Origin of the sequence: Arthrobacter woluwensis, assembly GCF_900105345.1 — a bacterium.
In the GTDB taxonomy this organism is placed as follows: domain Bacteria; phylum Actinomycetota; class Actinomycetes; order Actinomycetales; family Micrococcaceae; genus Arthrobacter_E; species Arthrobacter_E woluwensis.
This window is the reverse complement of sequence record NZ_FNSN01000003.1, coordinates 920,876-945,504: the sequence shown is the minus strand read 5'-3', so window position 1 is coordinate 945,504 and position 24,629 is coordinate 920,876. Positions and strand designations below refer to the sequence as shown.

The 24,629-nt window shown below is 69.1% G+C and carries 22 protein-coding genes; 8 read left to right on the top strand and 14 right to left on the bottom strand.

The window, feature by feature from the left end:
* Positions 1–85: 85 nt before the first annotated feature.
* From BLV63_RS04985 to BLV63_RS04975, 3 genes are read right to left on the bottom strand one after another with little or no spacing between them, the layout of a single operon-like run.
* Positions 86–973, bottom strand: coding sequence for a carbohydrate ABC transporter permease (locus BLV63_RS04985; protein ID WP_066215813.1), 888 nt, complete (start codon positions 971–973; stop codon positions 86–88).
* A gap of 8 nt (positions 974–981) precedes the next feature.
* Positions 982–1,854, bottom strand: a complete 873-nt coding sequence (locus tag BLV63_RS04980; protein WP_066215814.1) for a carbohydrate ABC transporter permease — start codon at positions 1,852–1,854, stop codon at positions 982–984.
* Positions 1,854–3,269 carry an extracellular solute-binding protein gene (locus BLV63_RS04975; RefSeq protein ID WP_066215815.1) on the bottom strand — a complete coding sequence of 472 codons (1,416 nt, stop codon included), beginning with the start codon at positions 3,267–3,269 and terminating at the stop codon, positions 1,854–1,856. The genes BLV63_RS04980 and BLV63_RS04975 overlap by 1 nt, the downstream gene beginning before the upstream one ends.
* A gap of 213 nt (positions 3,270–3,482) precedes the next feature.
* Between BLV63_RS04975 and BLV63_RS04970 the strand changes: the two genes are divergently transcribed.
* Positions 3,483–4,394: a phosphatase PAP2 family protein gene (locus tag BLV63_RS04970; RefSeq protein WP_066215817.1), complete on the top strand. Its 912-nt coding sequence runs from the start codon at positions 3,483–3,485 to the stop codon at positions 4,392–4,394.
* Between the two features lie 23 nt (positions 4,395–4,417).
* Here BLV63_RS04970 and BLV63_RS04965 read toward each other — a convergent pair whose 3' ends face one another.
* Entirely contained in the window at positions 4,418–5,044 is a 627-nt protein-coding gene (locus BLV63_RS04965; protein ID WP_066215821.1) for a TetR family transcriptional regulator C-terminal domain-containing protein, read from the bottom strand.
* Positions 5,045–5,122: 78 nt separating this feature from the next.
* Between BLV63_RS04965 and BLV63_RS04960 the strand changes: the two genes are divergently transcribed.
* Complete coding sequence (locus BLV63_RS04960; RefSeq protein WP_066215823.1) at positions 5,123–6,853, top strand: amidase; 1,731 nt, start codon at positions 5,123–5,125, stop codon at positions 6,851–6,853.
* Between the two features lie 122 nt (positions 6,854–6,975).
* On the opposite strand, the gene BLV63_RS04955 is transcribed toward BLV63_RS04960, so the two are convergent.
* The 3 genes from BLV63_RS04955 to BLV63_RS04945 all read right to left on the bottom strand — a co-directional run bounded on the left by BLV63_RS04955 (position 6,976) and on the right by BLV63_RS04945 (position 8,904).
* The gene (locus tag BLV63_RS04955; protein ID WP_066216058.1) at positions 6,976–7,473 is read right to left on the bottom strand and encodes a tetratricopeptide repeat protein; all 498 of its coding nucleotides are present in this window, start codon (positions 7,471–7,473) and stop codon (positions 6,976–6,978) included.
* A gap of 124 nt (positions 7,474–7,597) precedes the next feature.
* A complete protein-coding gene (locus BLV63_RS04950) occupies positions 7,598–7,873 on the bottom strand; it encodes a hypothetical protein (RefSeq protein WP_066215825.1) in 276 nt (91 codons plus the stop codon).
* A 218-nt stretch (positions 7,874–8,091) separates the two neighbouring features.
* On the bottom strand, positions 8,092–8,904 hold the full coding sequence (locus BLV63_RS04945; protein ID WP_373277863.1) for an MBL fold metallo-hydrolase: 813 nt from the start codon (positions 8,902–8,904) through the stop codon (positions 8,092–8,094).
* Between the two features lie 231 nt (positions 8,905–9,135).
* On the opposite strand from BLV63_RS04945, the gene BLV63_RS04940 reads away from it, so the two are divergent.
* A complete protein-coding gene (locus tag BLV63_RS04940; RefSeq protein WP_066215827.1) occupies positions 9,136–10,383 on the top strand; it encodes an MFS transporter in 1,248 nt (415 codons plus the stop codon).
* 64 nt (positions 10,384–10,447) lie between these two features.
* A complete protein-coding gene (locus tag BLV63_RS04935) occupies positions 10,448–12,661 on the top strand; it encodes a S9 family peptidase (RefSeq protein WP_066215829.1) in 2,214 nt (737 codons plus the stop codon).
* Between the two features lie 77 nt (positions 12,662–12,738).
* On the opposite strand, the gene BLV63_RS04930 is transcribed toward BLV63_RS04935, so the two are convergent.
* From BLV63_RS04930 to BLV63_RS04915, 4 genes are all read right to left on the bottom strand, one after another.
* Positions 12,739–13,263 carry a GNAT family N-acetyltransferase gene (locus tag BLV63_RS04930; RefSeq protein ID WP_066215832.1) on the bottom strand — a complete coding sequence of 175 codons (525 nt, stop codon included), beginning with the start codon at positions 13,261–13,263 and terminating at the stop codon, positions 12,739–12,741.
* Between the two features lie 54 nt (positions 13,264–13,317).
* Positions 13,318–13,920 (bottom strand): GNAT family N-acetyltransferase, encoded by a 603-nt coding sequence (locus BLV63_RS04925; protein WP_066215833.1) that lies wholly within the window; start codon positions 13,918–13,920, stop codon positions 13,318–13,320.
* A 167-nt stretch (positions 13,921–14,087) separates the two neighbouring features.
* Positions 14,088–15,560, bottom strand: coding sequence for an amino acid permease (locus tag BLV63_RS04920; RefSeq protein ID WP_066215836.1), 1,473 nt, complete (start codon positions 15,558–15,560; stop codon positions 14,088–14,090).
* 270 nt (positions 15,561–15,830) lie between these two features.
* Entirely contained in the window at positions 15,831–17,306 is a 1,476-nt protein-coding gene (locus tag BLV63_RS04915; protein WP_066215839.1) for a choice-of-anchor A family protein, read from the bottom strand.
* A gap of 140 nt (positions 17,307–17,446) precedes the next feature.
* Here BLV63_RS04915 and BLV63_RS04910 point away from each other — a divergent pair, with 140 nt between their 5' ends.
* The 3 genes from BLV63_RS04910 to BLV63_RS04900 all read left to right on the top strand — a co-directional run bounded on the left by BLV63_RS04910 (position 17,447) and on the right by BLV63_RS04900 (position 20,528).
* Complete coding sequence (locus BLV63_RS04910; RefSeq protein ID WP_066215841.1) at positions 17,447–18,400, top strand: 1,4-dihydroxy-2-naphthoyl-CoA synthase; 954 nt, start codon at positions 17,447–17,449, stop codon at positions 18,398–18,400.
* A 40-nt stretch (positions 18,401–18,440) separates the two neighbouring features.
* Positions 18,441–19,556: an AMP-binding protein gene (locus tag BLV63_RS04905; RefSeq protein WP_066215845.1), complete on the top strand. Its 1,116-nt coding sequence runs from the start codon at positions 18,441–18,443 to the stop codon at positions 19,554–19,556.
* A gap of 90 nt (positions 19,557–19,646) precedes the next feature.
* Positions 19,647–20,528, top strand: a complete 882-nt coding sequence (locus BLV63_RS04900; RefSeq protein WP_066215847.1) for a 1,4-dihydroxy-2-naphthoate polyprenyltransferase — start codon at positions 19,647–19,649, stop codon at positions 20,526–20,528.
* 138 nt (positions 20,529–20,666) lie between these two features.
* Here BLV63_RS04900 and BLV63_RS04895 read toward each other — a convergent pair whose 3' ends face one another.
* On the bottom strand, positions 20,667–20,990 hold the full coding sequence (locus tag BLV63_RS04895) for a DUF4229 domain-containing protein (RefSeq protein ID WP_066215849.1): 324 nt from the start codon (positions 20,988–20,990) through the stop codon (positions 20,667–20,669).
* Positions 20,991–21,236: 246 nt separating this feature from the next.
* Here BLV63_RS04895 and BLV63_RS04890 point away from each other — a divergent pair, with 246 nt between their 5' ends.
* The gene (locus BLV63_RS04890; protein ID WP_107003097.1) at positions 21,237–21,653 is read left to right on the top strand and encodes a PLDc N-terminal domain-containing protein; all 417 of its coding nucleotides are present in this window, start codon (positions 21,237–21,239) and stop codon (positions 21,651–21,653) included.
* Positions 21,654–21,795: 142 nt separating this feature from the next.
* On the opposite strand, the gene ccsB is transcribed toward BLV63_RS04890, so the two are convergent.
* Both ccsB and resB read right to left on the bottom strand, forming a co-directional pair.
* Complete coding sequence (gene ccsB / locus BLV63_RS04885; protein WP_066215850.1) at positions 21,796–22,809, bottom strand: c-type cytochrome biogenesis protein CcsB; 1,014 nt, start codon at positions 22,807–22,809, stop codon at positions 21,796–21,798.
* The gene (gene resB, locus BLV63_RS04880) at positions 22,806–24,569 is read right to left on the bottom strand and encodes a cytochrome c biogenesis protein ResB (protein WP_082724249.1); all 1,764 of its coding nucleotides are present in this window, start codon (positions 24,567–24,569) and stop codon (positions 22,806–22,808) included. Before resB ends, ccsB begins: the two co-directional genes overlap by 4 nt.
* Positions 24,570–24,629: the final 60 nt, after the last annotated feature.

Here is a 24,629-nt window from a genome sequence, read left to right as displayed (position 1 = left end):
GCGGGGAGGCGGGGAGGCGGACGGGTCCCTTCGCGGCCACGACGGGTGCGTGGCGGCGAAGGGACCCGCGCCGTACAGGGGGTGGTTACTTGCCGATGCCGGAGGTGAGGCCGGCCCGCAGGGTGCGCTGGCCGAAGATGAACACCACGAACGCCGGGATCATGGACAGGATCACGCCCGCCAGGACCACGGAGATGCTGCCGGTGCCCATGTTGCCCTGGAGGGAGACCAGGCCCAGGGGCAGGGTGAAGTTCTGCTCCGAGATGGTCATGATCAGGGGCCGGAAGAACTCGTTCCAGTGGTAGTTGAAGGCGAGGATGCCCACGATCGCCAGGCCCGGCATGGCCAGCGGCGCGTACACGGAACGGAAGGTCCGCCACGGGGTGGCGCCGTCGATCGCGGCGGCTTCCGCGAGGTCCGGCGGCAGGCCCAGGAAGTACTGGCGCATGAGGAAGGTGCCGAACGCCGTCGGGATGGCCGGGATGATCAGGGCCAGCAGCGTGTCGGAGAGGCCCATGCCGCGGATCAGCAGGAAGACCGGGACGATCGTGACCTGCAGCGGCACCATCATGGTGGCCAGGATGACGGAGAACAGGGCGCTCTTGCCCTTGAACTCCAGCTGGGCGAAGGCGTACCCGGCCAGGGCGGCGGAGGCCATCTGGCCGAGGGCCACCAGGCCCGTGACGAGTGCGCTATTCAGGACCAGGAGGCCCATGTTGAGCTGCTTGAACACCTGGGCGTAGGACGTGAAGTCCGGGTTCCAGGGGATGAAGCTCGGCGGCAGGTTGAACGATTCGCTCGGCAGGCGCAGTGAGGTGGACAAGGTCCACAGCACGGGCCCGATGGTGAACACGGCGGCGATCGCCAGGATGACGATCCGTCCGGTCATGCCCCAGTCGATGCGACGGCGGGTGGTCGGTGCAGGGTCCACGGTGGAGGTGCCACGGGGCCGGAGAGTCTGGGTGGTGGTCATGGCGGGCCTCACTGGTAGAAGACGAAGCGCTTGCTGAGGCGGAACTGCGCCGCCGTGATCAGCATGATGATGATGGTCAGGATGACGCCCAAGGCCGAGGCCTGGCCGAATTCGAGGCGCTGGAAGGCGGTCTCGAAGATCACCATGACCGCGGTGCGGGTGGAGTCACCCGGTCCGCCTCCGGTGAGGACGTAGGGCTGGTCGAAGACCTGGAGCGCCGAGATGATCGCCATGACCGAGGCCACCAGGGTGGTGGGGCTGAGGAGGGGCAGGGTGATCTGGACCAGCTTGCGCCAGCCGGTCGCGCCGTCGAGCGACGCCGCTTCGTAGGTCTCGGTGGGGATCGACGCCAGGCCGCCCAGGAAGAGCAGGAAAGAGAAGCCGAAGTTCTGCCACACGTAGACCAGGACGATCACGGCCGCGGATCCCGTGGGGCTCGTGAGCCAGGGCACCGAGGGGATGTTGAGCAGGGACAGCAGCCAGTTCACCACACCGAACTTCTCGTTGAAGAGGTACTTCATGAAGATGGACACCGAAGCGGCCGAGAGGACGAGCGGGAAGAACAGCGCACTGCGGAAGAAGCTGCGGAGCCAGTTGGGAAGCTTCTCGGTGACCAGGACGGCCAGGCCGAGGGCGATGCCGAGCTGCAGAGCCACCGCCACCACGACGAAGAGGATCGTGTTGATGAAGGACACCTGGGCCGTGGGGCTCTGGGCCACTTCGGCGAAGTTGGCGAAGCCCACGAATTCGGGGGCGGAGATGATGTCCCAGTGGAAGAAGGCCAGGACGATCGAGGCGACGATGGGGATGAGCGTGAAGACGCCCATGCCCGCGATGGTGGGGGCCAGGAAGACCCACGGGAGCCAGCGTTGTTGTTTCATCAGTTCCTCCCGAGGGCCAGGTCGAGATCCCGCTCGAGGGACTTCATGGCGTTCTTGAGCTGGGCCTGGTCACCGGAGACGGCCAGCGAGACGTTCTTGATCAGGGCGGTCTCCACCGCGGCCTGCTCCGGCGGCGCCGGGATGGGGCCGGTGGAGGGGAATTTGTCCAGGGTGTCGTAGAAGACCTTCCAGTGCTTCGGTCCCTTGCCCGAGTACAGCGCCTCGTTCACCATGGAGCGCCGGGTGGGCGTGGTGGTCGGCAGGGCGAAGGCCACCTCCATGGCCGGCTTCGACGCCGCCCACTTCACGAACTCCCAGGCGGCGTCCTTGTCCTTGGCCGTCTTCATGATGGCGTACCCTGCGGTGCCGAACTGGTGTCGCTGCGTGCGCCACTTGGGGAAGAAGGAGACGTCGAACTGGTCCTCCTTCATGCCCGCTTCATGCAGACCTTCCACCCAGTACCCGCCCGCGGGGGTGCTGCCGATGCGGCCGGAGGCGAACAGACCCACCAGGGAGTTGCCGCCGCCCTCCTCGGGACGGACGCCCAGGCCGTCCTTGACCAGTCCGCGCAGGAAGTCGAAGGACTCCTCCACCCGGGAGTCGAGGGCGTTCGGGGACTCCCAGAGCGAACCGCCCGCGCGCATCTTGCTGCTGGGGTCGTTCTTGTAGAAGCCGTCCCAGAGCCAGCGGCCGCCACTGGCTTTGGTCTCCTTGAGGAAGCTCGTGTCGTTGATGTAGAGCCACGGCACCACGCCGCCGAAGAGACGGTTGGTCCAGTAGTACGGGGTGAAGTCGCTGCCGTTGGCCTGCTTCATGGAGCTGAGCATGTTCCGGAAGTCGAGGTGGCTCCAGTCCGACGGCGGAAGCTCCAGTCCGGCCTTGTTCAGGGCGGAGGTGTTGAAGTACATGTTGGCGGCGTTCCAGTCGAGCGGAAGCTGGTACAGGCTGCCCTTGTACATCATGGCTTCCACGAGGCTCGGGTGGACGTCGTCGAAGTACTCCTGGAGCACCGAGGCATCGTGCTGGACGAAGCGGTCCAGTGGTTCGGCGAGGCGCTCGGCGAAGAGCTGCGTGCCTTCCGTGGCCACGTACACCAGGTCCGGCGACTGTCCGGCGGCCACCATGGTCAGAAGCTTGACGAAGAAGTCCTTCCAGTCCACGGACTGGATGGCCTGCACCTTGACCTTGATCTCGGGGTGCACCTTGTTGAAGTCGGCTACGAGCTTCTCACGGGCGGCCGCGTCCGCCTTGGTGCCCTGGATGACGATGCTGAGGCTGTTGTCGCCCCGGCCCGGGATGTCGGCTGCAGTCAGACGCGGCCACGACGCCGCTGTCACCCCCACCACTCCGACTCCCAGGGCGCCGAGCGCGGCACGGCGGGTGATGTCCCCGACCGCTCCCACTTTGCTTGCCATGAGTTGTACCTTTCCTGGTGCGACGTCGCACCTAACACGTGTTAGGTAGATTAGGTTCCACGCGCCTTTTGTGTCAAGGATCACTTTTTGTCAAGTCGCTGACGTGCGGAAACGGTCTTCATCCGCACTGAGCACGACGCCGGGACGGCTCGCCGGGCTTCTCCCGCGCCCACCACTCCGGCGGCTTCCAGAATCCTGTGTCACGCTGGACCCATGTCACCGATCAGCACGCTCGAGCACCGGAGCGCCCGCCGGAGCCGAGGCTCCGCCTGGCGCCCGCTCGCCCTGGCCTTCGGCGCCGTCCTGGGAGCACTCGGGATCCTCTGGATGTACCGTTTCTTCATCCGGACCGTGGACGGCCAGACTCTCGACGCCGTGGGGCTCGCCCAGGCCAAGAGCATGGGCGGCGGGCGGCTGGACACGGTCACCACGGCCATCCTGGACAACCTGCCGGCCGCGTCGATCATCCTCGCGGCGATCATCGTGGGCCTCGTGGCCTTCGTCGGCAAGCGGTGGACGCCGGCGCTCTGGGCGGTGATCACGGCGGTCGCCGCGAATCTGGCGACACAGCTCCTGAAATACACGGTGTTCACCCGGCCGGATCTCGGCGTCGAGACTCCGGGCAACAATTCCTTCCCCTCGGGCCACACCACCCTGGCGGCGAGCGCGGCAGCGGCGGTGACCCTGGCCGTGCCACCCCGCTGGCGACCCCTGACGGCGGCGCTCGGCGGCACGTTCGCCTTTGTCTCGGGCGCCTCCACGGTGGTCAACCTCTGGCACCGCCCCGCCGATGTGGCGGCGGCGCTCCTCGTGGTGGGCACCGTCTCCGCCCTGACCGCCATTCCCGTCCTGATACACGAGAGCCGGCACCCCGAACCGGCCGGCGGAGGGGCCGCCAAGGTGCTGTCCAACCGGCGTTTCTGGTCCACGGTCACCCTGGCGATCGCGGCGCTGAGCGTGGTCGCGGCCTTCGTCTTCCCCCAGCTCCCCCTCGGTTCCCTCAGCATGACCGGCAGCGACGGGGTGGACACGCGCGGGTTCTGGTCCGGCGTCGCCGCCAGTTCCGCCGTCGCGTACACGGTGTCCTGGGCAGGACTTCTCCTGCTGAGCCGCCCCCGGCGCTGAGACCGCTCCGGGCCGCCTGCGCGTCAGCTCACGCCGAGCAGGTGCTCCACCGCCGAGAGGAAGTGCTCGCGACGGTCCGGGACGCCTTCCCAGCGCACCAGGGCCTGGGCGTTGAGCCCGTCGATCATTCCGAGCACCTGCCAGGCCACCGCCGCCGGGTCCGGCGCCGAGTAGACGCCTGCGCGCACACCGTCCCGGATGACGTTCCGCAGCAGCTCCTGCCACGAGTCCATCTCCTCGCGGACGGCCGCCGCAAGGGCTTCGTTCCGGCGGCCCAGCCCCCAGGCCTCGACCCACACCGCGGTGACCGGCAGCCGCTCCGAGTCCAGCGAACTGGCGAGCACGGCGCGCAGGCGCAGCGCGACGTCGTCGAGCCCGGCCATCGCCTGCTCGACCTCCGTCCGGTCGGCGGCGGCGATCCGCGCGAAAGTGGCCGCCACGAAGTCCTCGACCCTCGGCTCGTAGTGCGCCACGAGCCCCGACGCTACTCCCAGCTGCCGGGCCACGCGGCGCAGCGTGATGGCCGCGAGCCCTTCCTCCAGCGCGACGACGGCGGCCGCCTCCCGGATCTCGGCGTGCCGTTCGGCGGGACTCTTGCGCACGCGGGGCGCCTGCCGCGCGGACGTCTCCGGGGAGTTTTTCGTTGACATGGTGGCCTCAGTCTAGCTACCGTGGAACTAATTGATCACTCGATCAACAAAATCCTTCCGCTTCTCAAGGGAGACACCATGGCCCGCATCGACGTCGTCGAAGCCTCCATCGCGCAGCTGCGCGCCGCCCTCGACTCCGGCGAGACGACCGCCGTCGAGCTCCTGGACGCCTACCTCGCCCGCATCGAGGCCTACGACGGCGACCTCAACGCCCTGGTGGTCATGAACCCGGCCGCCCGCGCGGACGCCGAGGCCTCGGACGCCCGTCGAGCCTCCGGTGGAACCCTCGGCCCACTGGACGGCATCCCGTACACCGCCAAGGACTCGTACCTTGCGAAGGGCCTCACCGCCGCGGCCGGCTCCCCCGCCTTCCAGGACCTGGTGGCACAGAAGGACGCCTTCACCATCGAGCGGCTGCGCGGCGCCGGCGCCGTGCTGGTCGGCCTGACGAACATGCCGCCCATGGCCAACGGCGGCATGCAGCGCGGCGTCTACGGCCGCGCCGAGAGCCCTTACAACGGCGACTTCCTCACCGCGGCGTTCGGTTCCGGCTCCTCCAACGGCTCCGGGACCGCGACCGCCGCCAGCTTCGCCGCCTTCGGCCTCGGCGAGGAGACCTGGTCCAGCGGCCGCGCGCCGGCGTCGAACAACGCATTGTGCGCCTACACGCCCTCCCGCGGCGTCATCTCGGTGCGCGGCAACTGGCCGCTCGTCCCCACCATGGATGTCGTGGTGCCCCACACCCGCAGCATGGACGACCTGCTCGAGGTCCTGGACGTGATCGTCGCCGATGACACCGAGACCCGCGGCGACTTCTGGCGCGTCCAGGAGTTCGTGGACGTCCCGGCGTCGTCCGAGGTCCGACCGGCGTCTTACCCGGCCCTCGTCCCCGCCGACCGCGGCGCGCGCGCCACCCTGCTGCGCGGCAAGCGCTTCGGCGTCCCGACGATGTACCTCAACAAGGACGACGACGCCGGCACCCTCGCGGAGGGCGAGTCACCGTCGGCGCGGGGCATCGGCGGTCCCACGGGGCAGAGGATCGACACACGAGCCTCGGTGATCGCCCTGTGGGAGGCGGCCCGCCGGGACCTCGAAGCCGCGGGCGCCGAGGTCGTGGAGGTCGATTTCCCCGTGGTCTCGAACTACGAGTCCGACCGCCCCGGCGCTCCGAGCATCAAGACCCGCGGGTTCGTCTCCCCGGAGTACCTGCAAGAGGAGATCGTCGATCTCTCCGCCTGGAGCTGGGACGACTTCCTCGCCGCCAACGGCGACCCGGCGCTCAACAGCCTGACGCAGGTGGACGGCGCCTCGATCTTCCCGCACCCGGAGGGCGCACTCCCGGACCGTTACACGGGATTCGATGACGACATCGCGGAGTACCCCGCTGTCGTCGCCGAGCGGCCGATCACCCATCCACGGGAGCTGTACACCCTGGAGTCCGGCCTGCTAGGCCTGGAGAAGACCCGGCGCGTGGACCTCGAGGAATGGATGGACGGGCTCGGCCTGGACGCCGTGATCCTGCCGGCCGCGGCGGACGTCGGACCGGCCGACATGGACGTGCGCGAGGAGTCCGCGGATCTCGGGTGGCGCAACGGGGTGTGGGTGTCCAACGGCAATCTGGTCCCGCGTCACCTCGGCATCCCCACGGTCACGGTCCCGATGGGCACCATGGCGGACATCGGCATGCCGGTCGGGCTGAGCTTCTGGGGCAAGGCCTACTCGGACAACGAGCTCCTGGCCCACGCGGCCGCGTTCGAAGCCACCGGCGAGCGCCGCACCGAACCCCCGAGGACCCCGCGCCTGGGGTGAGTGCGGCCCGGGCCGGGGCGGTGGCCGGTGCCGGTGGTACCGGTGCCGCGACGCGAGTTCGTGGGTTTCCGGCGAGTTCGCGGGCACGGTCCACGAACTCACCCGGAACCCGCGAACCCAGCTCACTGACGCTCTCGGCTTCCCGGCTCCCCCAGCTCCTCGGCGTAGGCCGCCACCGGGCGCGAGTACAGCGGAAGCGTCGGCGCGAGCGCAGCCAGGGCGACCTGCAGGGCCTCCCGGGAGCGGCCGGCGTCGAACAGCGCGAGGGCCAGGAAGGCCTGCGACGCCGCACCCGTCGTCGGGTCCTCCGGAAAGTCCTGCAGGAGGCTCACGGCTTCCGGTACGCGCCCGACATTCCGCAGCGAACTGGCCAGCTGGATGACCGCCTGAGGCCTGCGTTCACCGTCGAGGCCGCCGTCGAGAGCCGCCTGATACAGCGGAATCGCCTCGCTTTCGTGGCCGAGGAAGTCGTGGACCGACGCGAGTTCGTACAGCGCGGCCGGGTCACCCTCCGGCCGCTCCCGGACGAGATCCGTCATCGCGGCGAGAAGGCTTTCCGGATCGCGGCCGTCCGCGCCGGCCCAGAAGGCGGCGATCCGCCCGTCCCATGTTTCGTCCATCCAGGCATTCTGGCACGCCCGGTCACCACGGCAGGCGAGTGCGGCGGGATCGGACGGCACGAAGGCCGCCCGGGAGTTCCCGGGCGGCCCTCATGATGGTCGGAGTGGTGGTCGGAGCCGCCGCTCAGTTCTGGTGTTCGCCGCCGTCGTGGCTCTCACGCGGCTGGAGGTAGTCTTCGCCGTCCTCGGTGCGCACGACTTCGTACTCCTCGGAGACCTGTTCGATCGCGGCCTTGTCGGCCAGGCTGGGTTCCTTGACGGGACCCGGGTTGGGCGTCCGCTCAGCATCGCCGAGGACGGCGCCGAGCCCCTGCGATGAGGGCGTCACCTCATCCTCGGCCACGGCGTCGTCGGCCGCCTGCCGCTCGACGGGCTTCCCTGAATTCCGGTCGTCGTTCATGATGTCCCCTCTCTCACGCCACACTTCTCACGCCGCCCGAAGGCCGGCCTGTCGAGGCATCGGCCGCCTGGGCGAGGTCAGGAACCCGGGACGGGCCCTGTTCCTTCACTTTACTCGACAGCCATAAATGCTCGATCATCGAGCTATTAGCCTATCCAGAGGCGAACAACAGTGGCAAGAGCACGCTTCCGGGTCTCCCGCGTCAGCCCGCGCCGCCCCTACGCCGTGACGCGGAGCCTGCGGATGAAGTGCCGGGACTGCTCCGGGCCGTACGGGAGCACCGGGATGGCCTTGGTGGCGTCGTCCGGGGTTTCGCGCGTGGCCTGGTGCGCCTGCCGGACCGCCGTCACCATGGTGTCCGCCATGGTCTTGACCTCGCGGTCGTCCATCGGGGCGCCATGTCCGGGGACCAGATACTCGTAGCGGTGACGCAGCGCCGAGATGTGCCGCAGCGCATCCGCCCAGTCCACCGGATAGGAGTCCTCGAAGGCCGGGTAGCCGCCGTGTTCGACCAGGTCACCCGCGTAAAGGGTCGTCGGCGTACCCACCAGGAGGTCGCCGTCGGTGTGGCCGCGGCCCAGGTGGAACAGCTGCACGCTCACGCCGCCCAGGTCCACCAGCACCGGCTGATCCCGGACGATCGCCTGCGGCACCACGAGTTCCGTCGCGTCCCCTTCGCCGGCCGCCATCTCGGGTTCGAAAACCTCGACCGCCGGACGCTGCGAATCTCCGGATTCCTCGATGGCGCGGGCGGTGTTCTCATGGGCCCAGAACTCGGTGGCCCCCGCCTCCTGGAACACGGCGTTGCCGAAGAAGTGGTCGTAGTGCGCGTGGGTGTTCACCACCACGAGCGGGAGATCGGTCACGCTGCGCACCGCCTCCAGGATCTCCCGGCCCTGCCGCGGACCGCATCCGGTGTCGATGACAAGAGCCCTTTCCTGGCCCACCACCAGCCCGGTGTTGAGAAACTCCGCCTCCGTGGTCAGGACGTGACTGCCCTGCCCCAGATCTCGCAGACCGACATCGTGCACCGCCACGGGAACCTCCTGTACCGCCGGTGAGCAGGCACGCATGCCTGCTCCCTAGATGTCGCTCATCGTACCCCTGGACCCTCCGGCTTCCCTGAGACACGCGTGGACGGGGGCGGCGTCCGGTGAGGCGTGTGACTCGCGACGCCCCCGCTCTCGTGGCTTAATGTCCACGACCGCCGGGCGACGGAACCGGAGTGGTCCCAGGCCGACCCGGCCGCGAGAGGGGCGGAGATGCACAGGTGGGCGCTGACGTGCTTCGCCGCCGTGGGCGCGGTCGCTGAGGCCGTACAGCTCGTCGCCCTCCTGTGGACCACGCTGCATCTCACCGGCAACGCGTCGATGGTCGGGGTGGTGAACGCCTTCGCCTACCTTCCCGGCGTGATCGCCGGGGTCGCCCTGCGCCGGGCCTTCGACCGTGGATCCGCGATCACCACCCTGAGCCGGACGAATTGGGTGTGCGTGGCCTTCTCCCTGGCACTCGCCGCCTCCGTGGTGGCCGAGGTGCCCGTGCCGGCGCTCATCACCCTGTTCTGCGCCTCGCAGGGCACCCTGAGTATCGCCAAGCTGGCCAACAAGAGCGCGCTCGCCCGTGCGCTTCGGCTGATCATCGGGCGCGAAGACCTCCCCGCGGTCCAGGGGCGGATCTCCTCGACCACGATCATCGGAGGCGTGGTCGGAAGCGGCCTGTCGGGCGTCCTGCTCGCGTTCGTCGGCGCCACGTGGTGCTTCGTCGCCGCGAGCGCACTGTATGCGGCGAGCGTCCTGCTCGTCCGGAGCCTAGGCCGCGGCGACCGCGCGGACGCGACGCACGACGGCGGACCGGCGCGGATCGTGCGGCCGGGCGCGCCGCAGGGCGGAGTGCCGTCGTCGATCCCCGCCGTCTCGGCCGCCGGCGCGCAGGGCCCGCCACAGCCTCGCGACCGTGGCCGGATGCTCGCACTCGTGCTCCTGGTGTCGATCCCCAGCAGTGGAGCGCTGCAATTCCTCACCGCGCTCCTCCCCTCGTACGCCGACGCCGTGGTCCCCGGCTCCGCCCCGTTCTACTCGGCGCTGGACATCTCCGCCATGCTGGGCGGCGTCCTGGCCGGAGCGTTCCTCGGCCTCTCGGCCCGGGTCCGGAGGATGGTCCAGCGCTACGCCCTCGTGTCCGCCGGCCTGCTGTGCCTGCTCCTGGTGCCGCCGTGGCCGGGTGCCGTGTCGGTCCTCCTGGTCGGCCTCGCCGCCCTGGTCATCACCGCCCATGTGGTCGGCATGCAGATCGCGACCAACCAGCTCGCCCCTGACGGGCAGATCGGCCGGTACATGGCGGTCCGCAATGCGGGCGCTGGGCTCGCCAAGGCCGTCTTCTCGGTGGCCGCCGGTGTCCTCGCCCAGCTCGGCGGGGTGCCGTCGGCCTGGCTGGCCCTCTCCTGCTTCCTCATCGCGGTCGCCGCTGCCCTCAGCCTCAGCCCGGGATGGCGGAGGTTCGCGGCCGCCTGAGCGTTCGCCGACAGCCGATCCCGTACCCCCTCTCCAGCGCTCCCCGTCCCACTAGGCTGGGGTCATGACCGCAACACCACACGCTCCTCAGCCGCCCCGCGCCAAGAAGGTCCCCGTCGAACGCATCCACCACGGGGACGTTTTCGTGGACGAGTACGAATGGCTCCGCGACAAGGAGAACGCCGAGGTCGTGCAGCACCTCGAGGCGGAGAACGCCTACCAGGAGGCCGTGACCGCGGATCAGGAGCCTCTCCGTGAGGCGATCTTCCAGGAGATCAAGGGCCGCACGCTCGAGACCGACCTTTCGGTGCCCGGGCGTAAGGACGGCTGGTGGTATTTCACGCGGACCGCGGAGGGCAAGGATTACCCCGTGTTCTGCCGCGTGGCGGCGGCGGACTCCGGCGACGCCCTGGCCGACTGGACGCCCCCGGTGGTGGAGGCCGACGTCGTGCTCGACGGCGAGCAGACCCTCCTGGACGGCAACGCGGAAGCCGAGGGGCAGCCCTTCTTCTCCGTGGGCGGCACGGCCGTGACGCGCGACGGCACCCTGTACGCCTACGCCGTGGACAACGCCGGCGACGAGCGCTTCACCGTCCGCATCAAGGACCTCCGGACGGGCGAGCTCCTGCCGGACGTGATCGAGGGGGCCTTCTACGGGCTGGCCTTCTCCCCCGACGGCACGCGCCTGTTCTACACGGTGGTGGATGAGACCTGGCGTCCTCACCAGGTCCGCAGTCACACCCTGGGCACCCCGGTGGACGAGGACGAGCTCGTCTACCAGGAGGACGACCCCGGCATGTGGCTCGGCTTCGAGCTGTCCGCCGAGCGGACCCACCTCGTGGTCGCCTCGTCCTGCTCCGAGTACAGCGAGGTGCGCCTGCTCGACTTCGCCGACCCGGGCGCCGGCCTGCGCACCGTGATCCCCCGCGACGCACGCATCCTCTACGAGGCGGAGCCGTTCACCCTCCCGGAATCCGACGACGGCGAACCCACCGACGGCGTGCTGCTGACCCACGACCGCGACGCCGTGAACTCCATGGTCTCGTTCGTCGCGTGGGACGAGCTGGCCCGGCCCCTGGAGGATCAGCAGTGGGTCACGCTGGTCCCGCATTCCGACGACGTCCGCGTCAACGGGACCGCGATCCTGAAGGACTTCGTCGTCCTCTCGGTGCGCGAGGACACCTTGGAGCGCGTGCAGTTCCTGCCCCGCACAGGACTGGGCACCCCGCGGCAGGCCGAGCCGGTGGAGCCCGTCTTCGACGAAGAGCTCTTCACGGCCTACCTGAGCGGCGCCGACCACGACGCCCCCATGGTGCGTCTGAGCTACACGAGCTTCTTCACGCCGACCCGCGTGTACGACTTCGTGCTCCCCACCGCGGACGCACCGGCCGGCGAGCTCCTGCTGCGCCGCGAACAGCCCGTGCTCGGCGGCTATGACTCGTCCGATTACGTGGCCACCCGCGAGTGGGCCACGGCATCCGACGGGACCCGCATCCCCTTGTCCGTGCTGCGCCACCGTTCGGTGCAGCCGGACGGCACCGCACCCGGTCTCGTGTACGGCTACGGCTCCTACGAGGTCAGCATGGACCCGGCCTTCGTGGTCTCGCGGCTCTCGCTGCTGGACCGCGGCATCGTGTTCGTGGACGCCCACATCCGCGGCGGCGGCGAGCTCGGGCGGCGCTGGTACGAGCAAGGCAAGAAGCTCGCCAAGAAGAACACCTTCACGGACTTCATCGCCGCCACGGACCACCTCGTGTCCGCCGGCTGGGTGGACCCGCAGCGGGTCGCCGCCCTGGGCGGTTCGGCCGGCGGTCTCCTCATGGGCGCCGTCGCGAATCTGGCGCCCGAGAAGTACGCGGCCATCGTGGCGCAGGTGCCCTTCGTGGACGCGCTGACCACCATCCTCGATCCGGAGCTGCCGCTCTCCGCCCTCGAATGGGAGGAGTGGGGCAACCCGATCACGGATCCCGAGGTCTACGCGTACATGAAGAGCTACACGCCCTACGAGAACATCCGGGAGACCGCGTACCCGAAGATCGCGGCGGTCACGTCCTTCAACGACACCCGCGTCCTCTACGTGGAGCCCGCCAAGTGGGTCCAGGCTCTGCGGGACAGGAACACCGGCTCGGAGCCCGTGGTCCTGAAGATCGAGATGGACGGCGGTCACGGCGGCGCCTCCGGCCGCTACGTCCAGTGGCGCGAGCGCGCCTGGGACTACGCCTTCATCACGGACGCCCTCGGCGCCCGTGAGCTGCTGCCGGGCGCTGGCCCGCGGTAGGACGCTCCCGAGGCTGCGAATGCTGAAGGCCCGCCCCGTTCTCGGGGCGAGCCTTCAGCATGTCCGGGCGGCGTGCGTCAGCCGACCGGGAACCAGTACCGCCGGAACCCGTCCCGGGAATCCTCGTACCGGCCCTCGTTGGCTTCGATCACGGCACGGGAGGCCTTGTTGTCCTCCACGCACGTGACCAGGACGTCCTCGATGCCCAGGGCCGGGGCGAGCCGCAGGGATTCGGCGAGCGCCGCCGTCGCGATCCCCCGGCGACGCGCGGAGGGCCGCACCGAGTAGCCGATGTGACCGCCGTAGTTGAACAGGAAGTCATTGAGGTCGTGCCGGATCGCCAGGAAGCCGAGGATCTCCTCCTGGCCGTCCTCCACGATCCAGTAGTAGCTGCAGTGCACCCGGCCCGGAGCCGGCTCCACCGAGGTGTCCCCCTCCGTAAGGCGCTGCGTCAGGTACTGCTCGAACCCGTCCCGGCTCAGGTTCGGGGCGGCGGCCTCCTGATTGAACCCGGAACCGTCCAGGGGGCCGTCGCCGAAGTCGTGCAGGCAGTCTTTCCAGGCGTCGTAGGCATCGGCGTGGGGCGCGATCAGGGTCAGCATCCCCTCATTGAAGCAAACTGCGCGCGAGCCGTCTTGTCACACGCCCGGCCCGGCTCAGCGGGCCTTGCCCAGCCGGTACTCCAGGTTCCTCTTCACGGCGGCCCACTCCCCTGCCAGGATGGAGAACACCACGGTGTCCCGCAGCACCCCTTCGGGCGTCAGGGCCTGGCTGCGCAGCACCCCGTCCTGCTTGGCGCCGAGCCGGGCGATCGCCTCGCGCGACTGGTGATTGAGCCAGTTGGTCCGGAACTCCACGGCCACGCAGCCCACCGTCTCGAAGGCGTGCCGCAGCAGCAGGTACTTGGAATCGGCATTCGTGCCGGTGCCATGCGCCGAGCGGCGATTCCACGTCGAACCGATCTCCAGCCGGGGCAGGGCATGGTCGATGTTCATGAAACTCGTCATCCCGAGCACCTCTCCGGTGGCATTGGAGACAGCCGTGAACGGCAGCATGCTGCCCGTCTCCTGCAATGCCAGGCGGCGGTCGATCTCGGCCGCCATGGCCTCCGGGCGCGGCACGGAGGTGTACCAGAGGTTCCACAGCTCGCCGTCGTGGACGGCCTCGACCAGCCCGGCTTCGTGGTCCCGGCTCAGGGGTTCCAGGGTGACGTATTTCCCGTGCAGGGTCACGGGATCGATTTTTTGCACGAGGACCATTCTGCGGTCCGGATGGCCCGGATTCCAAGGGGTTCACCCAGCGTTCATCTGCGGTGGCAGGGCTCCGGAAACGACGACGGCGGCGCCTCCCCACGGTGGGGAGGCGCCGCCGTCGTGCGCTCAGTCCGTCCGGGCCGGGACCGAGGGCCCCGGCAGCCGGCGGGCGGTCAGCTGAAGAGTTCGCTCTTCGGCTTGTTGTTCCGCACCTTGAGCCAGCCGAGCCACAGGAGCAGCGCGAAGAGCGGCACGGTCGCGAGGGTCCAGGCGCCGAGGTAGAACACGCTGCCGTCCGAGCCCTTGGAGGTGTCGAAGCCGATCAGCACGGTGATCACCAGAAGCGCCACCAGACCGGCCCAGCTGGTCCACGGGGAGCCCGGCATCGGGAGGCTGGACACCTTGCCCTTCTTCTTCCGCAGCATGATCTGACAGGCGAAGATCGAGCCCCAGGTGAAGATCACGCCGATCGACGCGGTGTTGAGCGCCAGGTCGAAGGCGTGGGAGCCGCCGAGCCAGACGTTCAGGATGATGCCGACCAGGTAGAAGGCGCCGATCGCCAGGATGGCCGCGAACGGGATGTGCCGCGAGGACATCTTGGTGAGCCACTTCGGGGCGTGCCCGTTGTTGGCCATGGTGCGGAAGATGCGGCCGATCGAGTACAGGCCGGAGTTGCAGGAGGACAGTGCCGCGGTGATGACGATGAAGTTCATGACATCGCCCATCCACGGCAGGCCCATCTGGCCGAACACGGTGACGAAGGGGCTGGTGCCGGCCTTGTACTGGTCGCTCGGGAGGAGCATCGCCAGCAGGGTCACGGAACCGACGTAGAAGACCACGATGCGGATCACGACGGCGCGGATCGCCTTGGGCACCTCGCGGGCCGGATTCTCCATCTCGCCGGCGGTGATGCCGACCAGTTCGATGGCGTTGTAGGCGAAGATGACCGCGTTGAGCACGAGGACCATGACCAGGACACCGTGCGGGAACATGCCGCCGTCGCCCGCGAAGAGGTTGGCCGGGCTCGCGTGGGACGGGCCAACCTGGGCGTTCATGACGACCAGCACGGTGCCGACCACGAGGAAGATCAGGATGGCGCCGACCTTCAGGACGGAGGCCCAGAACTCGAACTCGCCGAAGGCCTTGACCGAGAGGAGGTTCACAGCCACCAGGAGCACGAGCGCCGCGATGGCGGAGACCTCCACCGGGACGTTCGGGAAGAAGTACTGGAAGTAGAGGCCGATGGCGATCAGTTCGGCGATGCCGGTCATGCCCCAGTTCAGGAAGTACATCCAGCCGGAGAGGAACGCGCCCTTGGAGCCGAAGAGCTCACCCGCGTAGGACACGAAGGATCCGGACGTCTGGCGGTACATGATGAGCTCGCCCAGGGCCCGCATGAGGAAGTAGGCGATCACGCCGGCGATGGCGTAGGAGAAGATCAAAGCCGGGCCGGTGGAGGCAAGACGCCCGCCGGCTCCCATGAAGAGTCCGACGCCGATGGCCCCGCCCATGGCGATCATGGTCACGTGACGGCGGCTCAGGGACTTGCTGTAACCCTCGGCGCTGAGAGTGGTGCTGTCTGCGGCGCTGGAACCCTGCCTGTTGGCCTGGCCCTCGGTGCGCTCCTGCTGCGTTGTATCTGACACGGTAGACAAGTGTACGGACCCTTCACCGAACGTGATTTGACTAACAAGCGCTTGAGTCGCACATCACAATGATGGGATGGCCTGCACGTGGGAGGATATTCGCCGGACTTCGACAGCTGGGCAGGCCGATTCCCGCAGTTTCCAACATTTGACGAATGTTTCAGAGTCAGATGTCGGGTTCCAGGCCCGGAAACGCGGAAATCCCCCGCCCGGCGCTGGTCGCCGGACGAGGGATTTCGGGCTGGTGCCCCGCGGTCACGAGGCCGGGGATCAGTGCCGTCCGCGGCCTCGCACGGTCAGCAGGGTCACGGCGCCGATCACCAGGAATCCGAACGCGGCGAGCGCGGTGGGCAGCAGCGCCGAGGAGGCGCCGGTGACGGCGAGGTCACCGCTGCCGCCGGCGGTCGGCGTCGCGGACCCGTTCACGGGAGCGCTCGTCGACGACGACGGCGTGGCCACGGGAGCCGTGCTGGTCGCGGGGGCGGAGGTGGCCGGGGCGGATGTGCTCGTCTCGGTCGGGACCGGGGACGTGGCGGTCTCCGTCGGGACCGGAGACGTGGCGGTCTCGGTCGGGACCGGAGACGTAGCCGTCTCCGTCGGGACCGGAGACGTAGCCGTCTCCGTCGGGACCGGAGACGTGGCGGTCTCGGTCGGGACCGGGGAGGTCGTCGTCGGCTGCGGAGTCGGGTCGACGGTGCACGTGGTCAGCTCATCCGGGAACGGGTAGGCGTGCACCTCGGAGCCGCTGCCGCCGTGGACGAAATCGCCGTTCACGTAGACGCGGCCGTTGTAGCCGGGCACGTCGATGGTCGTGGTGCCGGCCTCGCTCGGGACCAGCATCGAGCCGGGGACCTGGGCCGATCCCGTCACGTGGACATCCTGCGCCTCGGTGTAGTTCCACAGCATGTGACCGGCGAGCTCGCCGAACGTGGAGTCGCTGATCGGCACGGGGACGCCGTTGAGCAGGAGGGCGTTCAGGCCCAGAGTCACCTGCGGACCACCGGTGACGTTGATGATCATGCGCGATGTCGCCGGCACGTTCTTGACCTCGAGGGACCGCACCGCGGCGCCCAGAGCCTTGCCGTCCAGGGTGAACACCTGGGTCGCGGAGGTGCCGTCGCCCACCAGGTCGATGCCCCAGCCGGTCACGGAGACGATGCCGGTGGCGGGCAGCGCCGCGTAGGAGGCCGACGTCGTCTGGATGCGCGCCGGAAGGTCACGGTAGGCGTCCGCGGCGGAGGAGTCGTTGGTGGTGACCTTGCCGCCGTTGGTGCTGAGCTTCGCCACGGTCACGTCGCCACCGGCGGAGACCGCGCCGCCACCTGGGGTGTTGTTGGCCCCGACGTCGACCGTCACGCCGGAGTTCGCGCTCAGCGAGCCGCCGACCACCAGGTGATCCGTGCCCGGCTGCGGCCACAGGCCGGAGCCGACGCCCGCGGTGCCGACGTTGTAGATGCCGCTCGCCTTGGTCACGGACGCGTCGCCGAGCACGACGGCCTTGCCTTCCATCTCCGCGGCGTTCTGGACGACCGTGAAGCCGCCCTTGACGAAGAGGTTCGGGCGGTTGTCATAGCCTTCGGGCGCGGGGTTCGCGTCGATGCCCGGCAGCGTCTGGATGCAGTTCACCGCGGCGGCCACGGCGGCCGGTGCGCTCTGGACCGCGAGAGCTCCTGCGGCAAGGAGGGCGGCGACCCCGGCCGCCAGCGAGAAAGTGGGCGCGCCGATGCGGCGCAGACTGGATTTCATCAGAAGAAGAACCTCGGTGGCTCGATGTCGCGCACCGCCCCCAGTGCGCCGACTCATGGTCATGTGGACATAGACGTCAACGTCACTGAGAGTATTCTATCGTTTATTTGGAGACGGTATGACGGGCATAGTATGCACCCATGACCGCCAACGCCCTCCCAGAGTCCGTCTCCGACACCTTCGACCCCCGCCAGTGGCGCGTGGTGGACGGCTTCGATTTCACGGACCTGACCTATCACCGGCAGGTGGAGCGGGATGAGGACGGCGCGATCATCCGCGACCTCCCGTGCGTCCGGATCGCCTTCGACCGGCCCGAAGTGCGCAACGCCTTCCGTCCCCACACCGTCGATGAGCTCTACCGGGCCATGGACCACGCCCGCATGACACCCGACGTCGCCACCGTCCTCCTCACGGGCAACGGCCCCTCCCCGAAGGACGGGGGCCACGCCTTCTGCTCGGGCGGCGATCAGCGCATCCGCGGCCGCGACGGTTACAAGTACGCCGAGGGCGAGACCAGCGAGACCGTGGACCCCGCCCGCGCCGGACGCCTCCACATCCTCGAGGTCCAGCGCCTCATGCGGACGATGCCCAAGGTCGTCATCGCCGTCGTGAACGGCTGGGCGGCCGGTGGCGGGCACTCGCTGCACGTCGTCTCGGACCTCACCATCGCGTCCCGCGAATACGGCAAGTTCAAGCAGACCGACGCCACGGTGGGCAGCTTCGACGCGGGCTACGGCTCAGCGCTCCTGGCCCGCCAGGTGGGGCAGAAGAACGCCCGCGAGATCTTCTTCCTGGCCCGCGAATACTCGGCCGAGGACATGGTCCGGATGGGCGCCGTCAACGAGGCCGTCCCGCACGCCGAACTGGAGACCGTGGCCCTCGGCTACGCCCGGGACATCGCCCGCCAGTCCCCGCAGGCCATCCGCATGCTCAAGTTCGCTTTCAACCTCGCCGACGACGGCCTGGCCGGTCAGCAGGTCTTCGCCGGCGAAGCGACCCGCCTGGCCTACATGACGGATGAGGCCGTGGAGGGCAAGCAGGCGTTCCTCGAGAAGCGCGATCCCGACTGGTCCGACTTCCCGTACTACTTCTAGAGGATCTCCTCCTTCTCGCCCCTTCGACACCCAGGACCCCATGCAGAACCTCGACCCCGTCCTCCACGATCTCGCCGCGGCCCTCCACGGCGAAGGCCCGGCCGTCGACTTCGGTGAGCGGATCGGCACGGTGCGGCTGCCCGGCCACCCGGACGCCGCCGTCGTCGTCCGCACGTCCGGTTCCACCGGCCGGCCCAAGGCCGTGGTGCTCTCCTCGGAGGCTCTGGCGGCCAGCTCCATGGCCACCGCCGTGGCCCTACGGGGTGAAGGGCAGTGGCTCCTGGCCCTGCCGCTGCACTACGTGGCGGGGGTCCAGGTCCTGGTCAGGTCTCTCTTCGCCGGAACGCGGCCATGGGCCATGGACCTCTCGGGCGGTTTCACCCTGGAGGCGTTCGTGGCCGCCGCGGACGAGCTGACCGATCCGGTGCGCTTCACGTCGCTGGTCCCCACGCAGCTCGCGCGGCTGCTGGAGGCGCCGGCCGAGGACACCCTGCGCGTCCTGCGCCGCTTCACCGCGATCCTTCTGGGCGGCGCCGCGGTCTCCCCCGCGCTGCTCGCACGGGCCCGGGAACTGGGCCTGAACGTCGTCACCACCTACGGCTCGGCCGAGACCTCCGGCGGCTGCGTCTACAACGGACGGGCTCTGGAGGACGTGGAGGTGCGCCTCGTGGACGGCCGCGTGCACCTGGGCGGCCCGACCCTCGCGGACGGCTACCTGGACGATCCTCAGGCCACCGAGGACGCCTTCGTGGACCTCGACGGCGAACGCTACTTCCGCACGAGCGATCTGGGCGAACTGGACGGCGACGGCGTCCTGCGCGTGACGGGCCGCGTGGACGATGTGATCAACTCCGGAGGCAGCAAGGTCGCCGCACTGGATGTCCAGCGGGCGCTGGAAGCGCTCGACGGCGTCGCGCAGGCCTTCGTCGGCGGCGTCCCCTCCGCCGAGTGGGGGCAGGCCGTGGCGGCCGCCGTGGTGCTGCGCCCCGGAGCCGCCGGCGACCCGGTGGCACTGGCCGAGGCGCTGCGCGCGGATTTCGGGGCCCTGCGTCCTCGTCTGGTGTCTTTCTGGGACGCCCTCCCCCTCCTGGAGAACGGCAAAGTGGACCGTCAGGCGATCCTTGCCCGGCTCGCCTCCGAACATGGGGGAAAATAGCTACGGCGCATCCGCGCCACAGATTCTGAACCAGCAGATTTTGAATCAGCAGATTCTGAAACAGCACCCGATGCCGAGCGAGAGGTAACCGTGGCTACAGCCGCCCAGTGGATCCAAGGGGCCCGTCCCCGCACCCTTCCCGCGGCGATCGCCCCCGTGGTGATCGGCAGCGCGGCGGCGTACCAGCTGCACGCCTTCAACCTCGTCAACGCGATCCTGGCGGCACTCATCGCACTGCTGCTCCAGGTCGGCGTCAACTACTCCAACGACTACTCGGACGGCATCCGCGGCACGGATGAGAACCGCGTCGGCCCGTTCCGTCTGGTCGGTTCGGGGGCCGCCAAGCCGCGCGCCGTGCTCATCGCGGCCCTGAGCTGTTACGGGCTCTCCATGGTGACCGGCCTCGTCCTGGTCCTGCTCACGCAGACCTGGTGGATGATCCTGGTGGGTCTGGGAGCCGTCATCGCGGCCTGGGGCTACACGGGCGGCAAGAACCCGTATGGCTACCAGGGCCTCGGCGAGCTGTTCGTGTTCGTGTTCTTCGGGCTCGTGGCGACGCTCGGCACCACGTACACCCAGGCCGGGCACATCAGCCTCAGCGCGATCGTGGGCGCCGTCGGCACGGGCCTCATCGCCTGCGCGGTCCTCATGGCGAACAACGTGCGGGACATCCCCACGGACAAGGCGTCCAAGAAGTACACCCTGGCCGTCCGCCTGGGCGACCGGCTGGCCCGCCGCACGTACGTGCTGATGCTCGCGGTCGCGATCCTGTCCTCGCTCATCCTGGCGCCGGAGAACCTCTGGATCCTGCTGGTGCTCCTGCTGATCCCGGCGGCCCTGCTCCCCTGCTGGCTCATGCTCTCCGGCCGGACCGGCAAGGCCCTGATCCCGGTGCTGCAGCAGACGGGCATGCTCAACCTCGGCTACGCGGCCCTGTTCGCGGTGGCGCTCATCCTCCAGCACGGGGTGTAGGGCCCGGCCTGCCCTGGCCGCCGGCACGGGAAACAGCATTTGGGGACTCCGCCCTGAGCCCTCGCCACAGCGCCGAAACGACGGATGCCCCGGACCATCGTGGTCCGGGGCATCCGTGCGTCTGAGCTGGGGGGGGTTCTAAGCGTTCCTGGAATCCGTGGGGGCATCCTTCCGGCGGGGTTCCACCGGTTCCGCGATGCTCTGCTCGGCTCGGCCCACCTCGGCGTCCTCCGCGGCGGCGTCCTTCTCCGCGCGGCCGTCCCGCGAGCGGGAGCCGATGGTGCTGGCCAGCTGCACCGCGGCGTCGTCGCGCTGGCGGCTGAAGAAGAGGTAGCTGACCGCGAACGCGATCACGGCGGCGAAGATCGCGCCGAGGATCAGGCCGGTGCCCAGGAAGAGGCAGATGACCAGAGCCACCGCGAAGAGGGCCAGCCGGATGAGAAGGTACTTCAGATTCGCCACCCTGCCATTCTACCGGCCGTTCCTGGACGATCCCCCGGCCGGTGCGCCACCCCGCACCACCATCGGCCCACCACCAACCCCATCCCACCTACCCCACGCCTGGCCGAGACAGTGGGTTTCCGCTGAAACAGTGAGCTGAACACACTGGTTCAGCGGAAACTCACTGTCTCAGCGGCAAGGCACAGCGGCAGGGCGCCGCCGCACGCGCCCCAGCTGGTTTCCAGGGCGGCTCAGTACACTGGCAGGATGCCCCGGGTCATCATCTCAGTCGTCATCGTCGCTGTCTGCATCTACGCCCTCATCGACTGCCTCCGCACGGACTCCCGTGAGGTGCGCGGGGTGCCGAAGGGCGTGTGGATCGTCGCGCTGCTTCTGCTGCCGCTGCTGGGCGCCATCCTGTGGTTCGTGCTCGGCCGTCCCCGCACCGCCGCGACGCGTCCTGCCACCGGCGGCCCCGCGTCGAACGGCCGGGGCGCCGGCGGCGGCGTCACGGGTGGCCGCCCACTGGGCCCCGACGACGACCCCCAGTTCCTGCGCAACCTCGAGGAGCGCCGCCGCAACCAGGAGGAGGCCCGCAAGCTCGAGGAGATGCGCAAGAAGCTGGAAGAGCAGGAACGCCGGCTTCACAAGGGCGACGACGGCGCTCCCGGCCAGGACGCCTGACCCACCTCCGCACCTCGCCCCACGGGCGGCACAGCGCCCGGCACGGGAGACAGACCGGCATGGGAGACACCTCAGGCCCGGTCCCAGGATTCCTGGAACCGGGCCTGAGCGCTGTCCGGATGGCGCCGCAGAGGCTCCGGGGTCAGAGTCCCGAGTAGGAGTGCAGACCGTTGAAGTACTGGTTCACGATCGTGAAGTTGAAGACCACGCACAGGTAGCCCACGATCGACAGCCAGGCGGCACGGGTGCCGGTCCAGCCGCGGGTGGCGCGTGCGTGCAAGTAGCCCGCGTAGACCACCCAGATCACGAAGGTCCAGACTTCCTTGGTGTCCCAGCCCCAGAAGCGGCCCCAGGCCTTCTCGGCCCAGATGGCGCCGAACATGAGGGTGAAGGTCCAGCCCACGAACGCGATGGTGTTGATGCGGTAGCTGAAGTTCTCCAGGCTCAGGGCGTTGGGGACCAGACGCATGAAGCTGAGCTTGTCCTCACGGCCCAGGGCCAGCTGGCCTTCGCGGCGGGACTGGATGAGCTGCAGCACCGACATGGAGAACGTCAGGGTGAAGAGCGCCGAGGACAGCACCGCGATGGAGACGTGGATGATCAGCCAGTAGCTCTGCAGGGCCGGGACCAGGTGGCCCACCGGCGTCCAGAACGCGACCGAGGCGGCCACGAGCATGATGATGACGAGGGCCGTCACGAAGGTGCCCACGAAGCGCAGATCGCGGCGCAGCAGCACGAGCAGGAAGACCACGGCCACGAGCCAGGCGCCCGTGGTGAGGAACTCGTACATGTTGCCCCACGGCACACGGCCGGCGGCGATGCCACGGGTGATCACGCCGGCGCCGTGGATCAGCGCCGCGAGGACAGTGAGGGCGACGGCGACACGGGCGGGGACGCGCCGTTCCGTGGCGTAGCGCATGGAGGGATCCGCCGTGATGGCTCCGCCGCCGGATGCCTCCTGAGAGGTGACCGGGGCGCCTGCGCCGACCAGCTGACGGGCCTGCTGCTGCGCGGCACGCTCATCGATCGCCTTCAGGGTGGCGCTGCTCTTGGCCAGATCCCAGGCGAAGGCGATGAACGCCACCGTGTAGGTTCCGGCGGCGAGCAGCATGAAGAGCTCGCTGTACTCCCCCAGCAGCGGGTTCAGCGGTGTCATGAGCTTTCCTTTCCATTGCGCGCCGCCCCGGTGTCGGGCCCGGCCGCGTTCTTTCCATTATCCGCCGTGCTTCCGAAGCCGCCAGGCGGCTCTCCGGGTCCGGCGTTCAGTCCCCAGCCGTCCTGAAGCGCCTGCCGGATCTTCGCGGTCTCCTTGGCCAGGCCGTGGTCCTCGCCGCGGGCGAGGAGGCCGTACTCGACCATGACCCGGCCGTCGTCGGCGGTTCCGGTCCGGACCCAGGCCCGGCGGCGCCCGACGTAGAGGGAGATCACCAGACCGCCCACGGCCACCAGCGCGAACACGAGCGCGGGGACCTGGCCCGGGTTGTGGCGGACGTCGACGGCGATGAAGCGCTTGAGTCCGTCGAACGTGATGGAACCCTTGCCGTCCGGCAGTTTGTACGTCTGGCCGGAGTCCAGGACGATGCCCTTGGCCGGCAGATCACGGCCGTTGAGCTGCTTGAGGTTCTTCACGTCCAGGCTGTAGACGTTCTGCGGGGCGCCGGAGTCCAGGCCCAGGTCGCCGTAGTACGAGTTGAGGTTCAGCTGCGGCTTGAGCGGGTCCGGGTCGGCGCTGTAGGCCACACCCTGGTCGTTGAGCTGGGCGGACGGCAGGAAGAATCCCACGAATCCGAGCTGGTCCGGTTTGGCGTCCGGCACCTTGATCACCATCGTGGAGGTGTACACGCCGTCCGTCGGGATGGAGGGCACCGGCCCCTGCAGGGCCACGTTCCCGTTGCCGTCCCGCACCGTGATGACCGGAGCGTAGCCGTTGCCCACCAGGTAGACGCCGGTCCCGCCGATCTCCAGCGGGGAGTTCACCTTCAGGGTCTGCTGCTGCGGAGCCGCGTCCGGACCGTCCTGCGTGGTGACGTGGGCGGTGAAGTCGATCGGCTGGCCGAATTGCTTGACGGACTCGCGGTCGTACCGGACCTCGAACTTGTCCAGCCGCATCGAGTACGGACTCAGCCAGGCCGACTGGAAGTTCGTGCCCGGCGTGAACTGGTCGTAGCCGACCAGGGTGTTGACGAAGGTCTCGCCCTCCACGATGGTGCGCTGACCGCTGTACCCGAACAGGCCGCCGAGGGCCACGGAGACGAGCACGCCCACGAGCGAGGTGTGGAACACGAGGTTGCCGACCTCGCGCAGGTAACCGGTCTCGGCGCCGAGGTGGGGACGCTCGCCGTCGGCGTCGCGGGTCTCCACGCGGTAGCGGCGCTTGCGCAGCACGGCGGCGGCATCCTCCAGCGCCGACGACGCCGACACCCCCTGCCCGGCAGGGATCACCAGGGTGCCGTACTGGGGCAGCCGGGAGATGCGGCGGGGAGTCCTCGGCGGGGCGGTGCGCAGCGCCTTGTAATGCGCCCGCACGCGCGGGATGATGCAGCCGATCAGGGAGATGAAGAGCAGCAGGTAGATGGCGGAGAACCAGTAGGACGCGTACACGTCGAAGAGCTGGAAGCGGTCCAGCCACGGCCCCGTGACCGGGTTGTTCTTGATGTACTGCGTGACCACCGCCGGGTTGGCCGGGCGCTGCGGGAAGAGCGAGCCGGGGACGGCCGCGACGGCCAGGAGGAGCAGCAGCAGCAGGGCGGTGCGCATGCTGGTCAGCTGCGTCCAGGCCCAGCGGAGCATCCCGATCGGCCCCAGCACGGGGACGGCGATGTCCTCCTTGCCGGACTTCTTGCCCTGCGACTTCTTGCCCTGTACCTTCGTGGCCTGTGCCTTCGTGTCGTCGGGCTTCTTCACCGTCTCACTCATCCGTGCTTCTTCCCTGTCTGCGCTTTTCCCTGTCCGCGCTTCATATCCTCTGGTCCCATT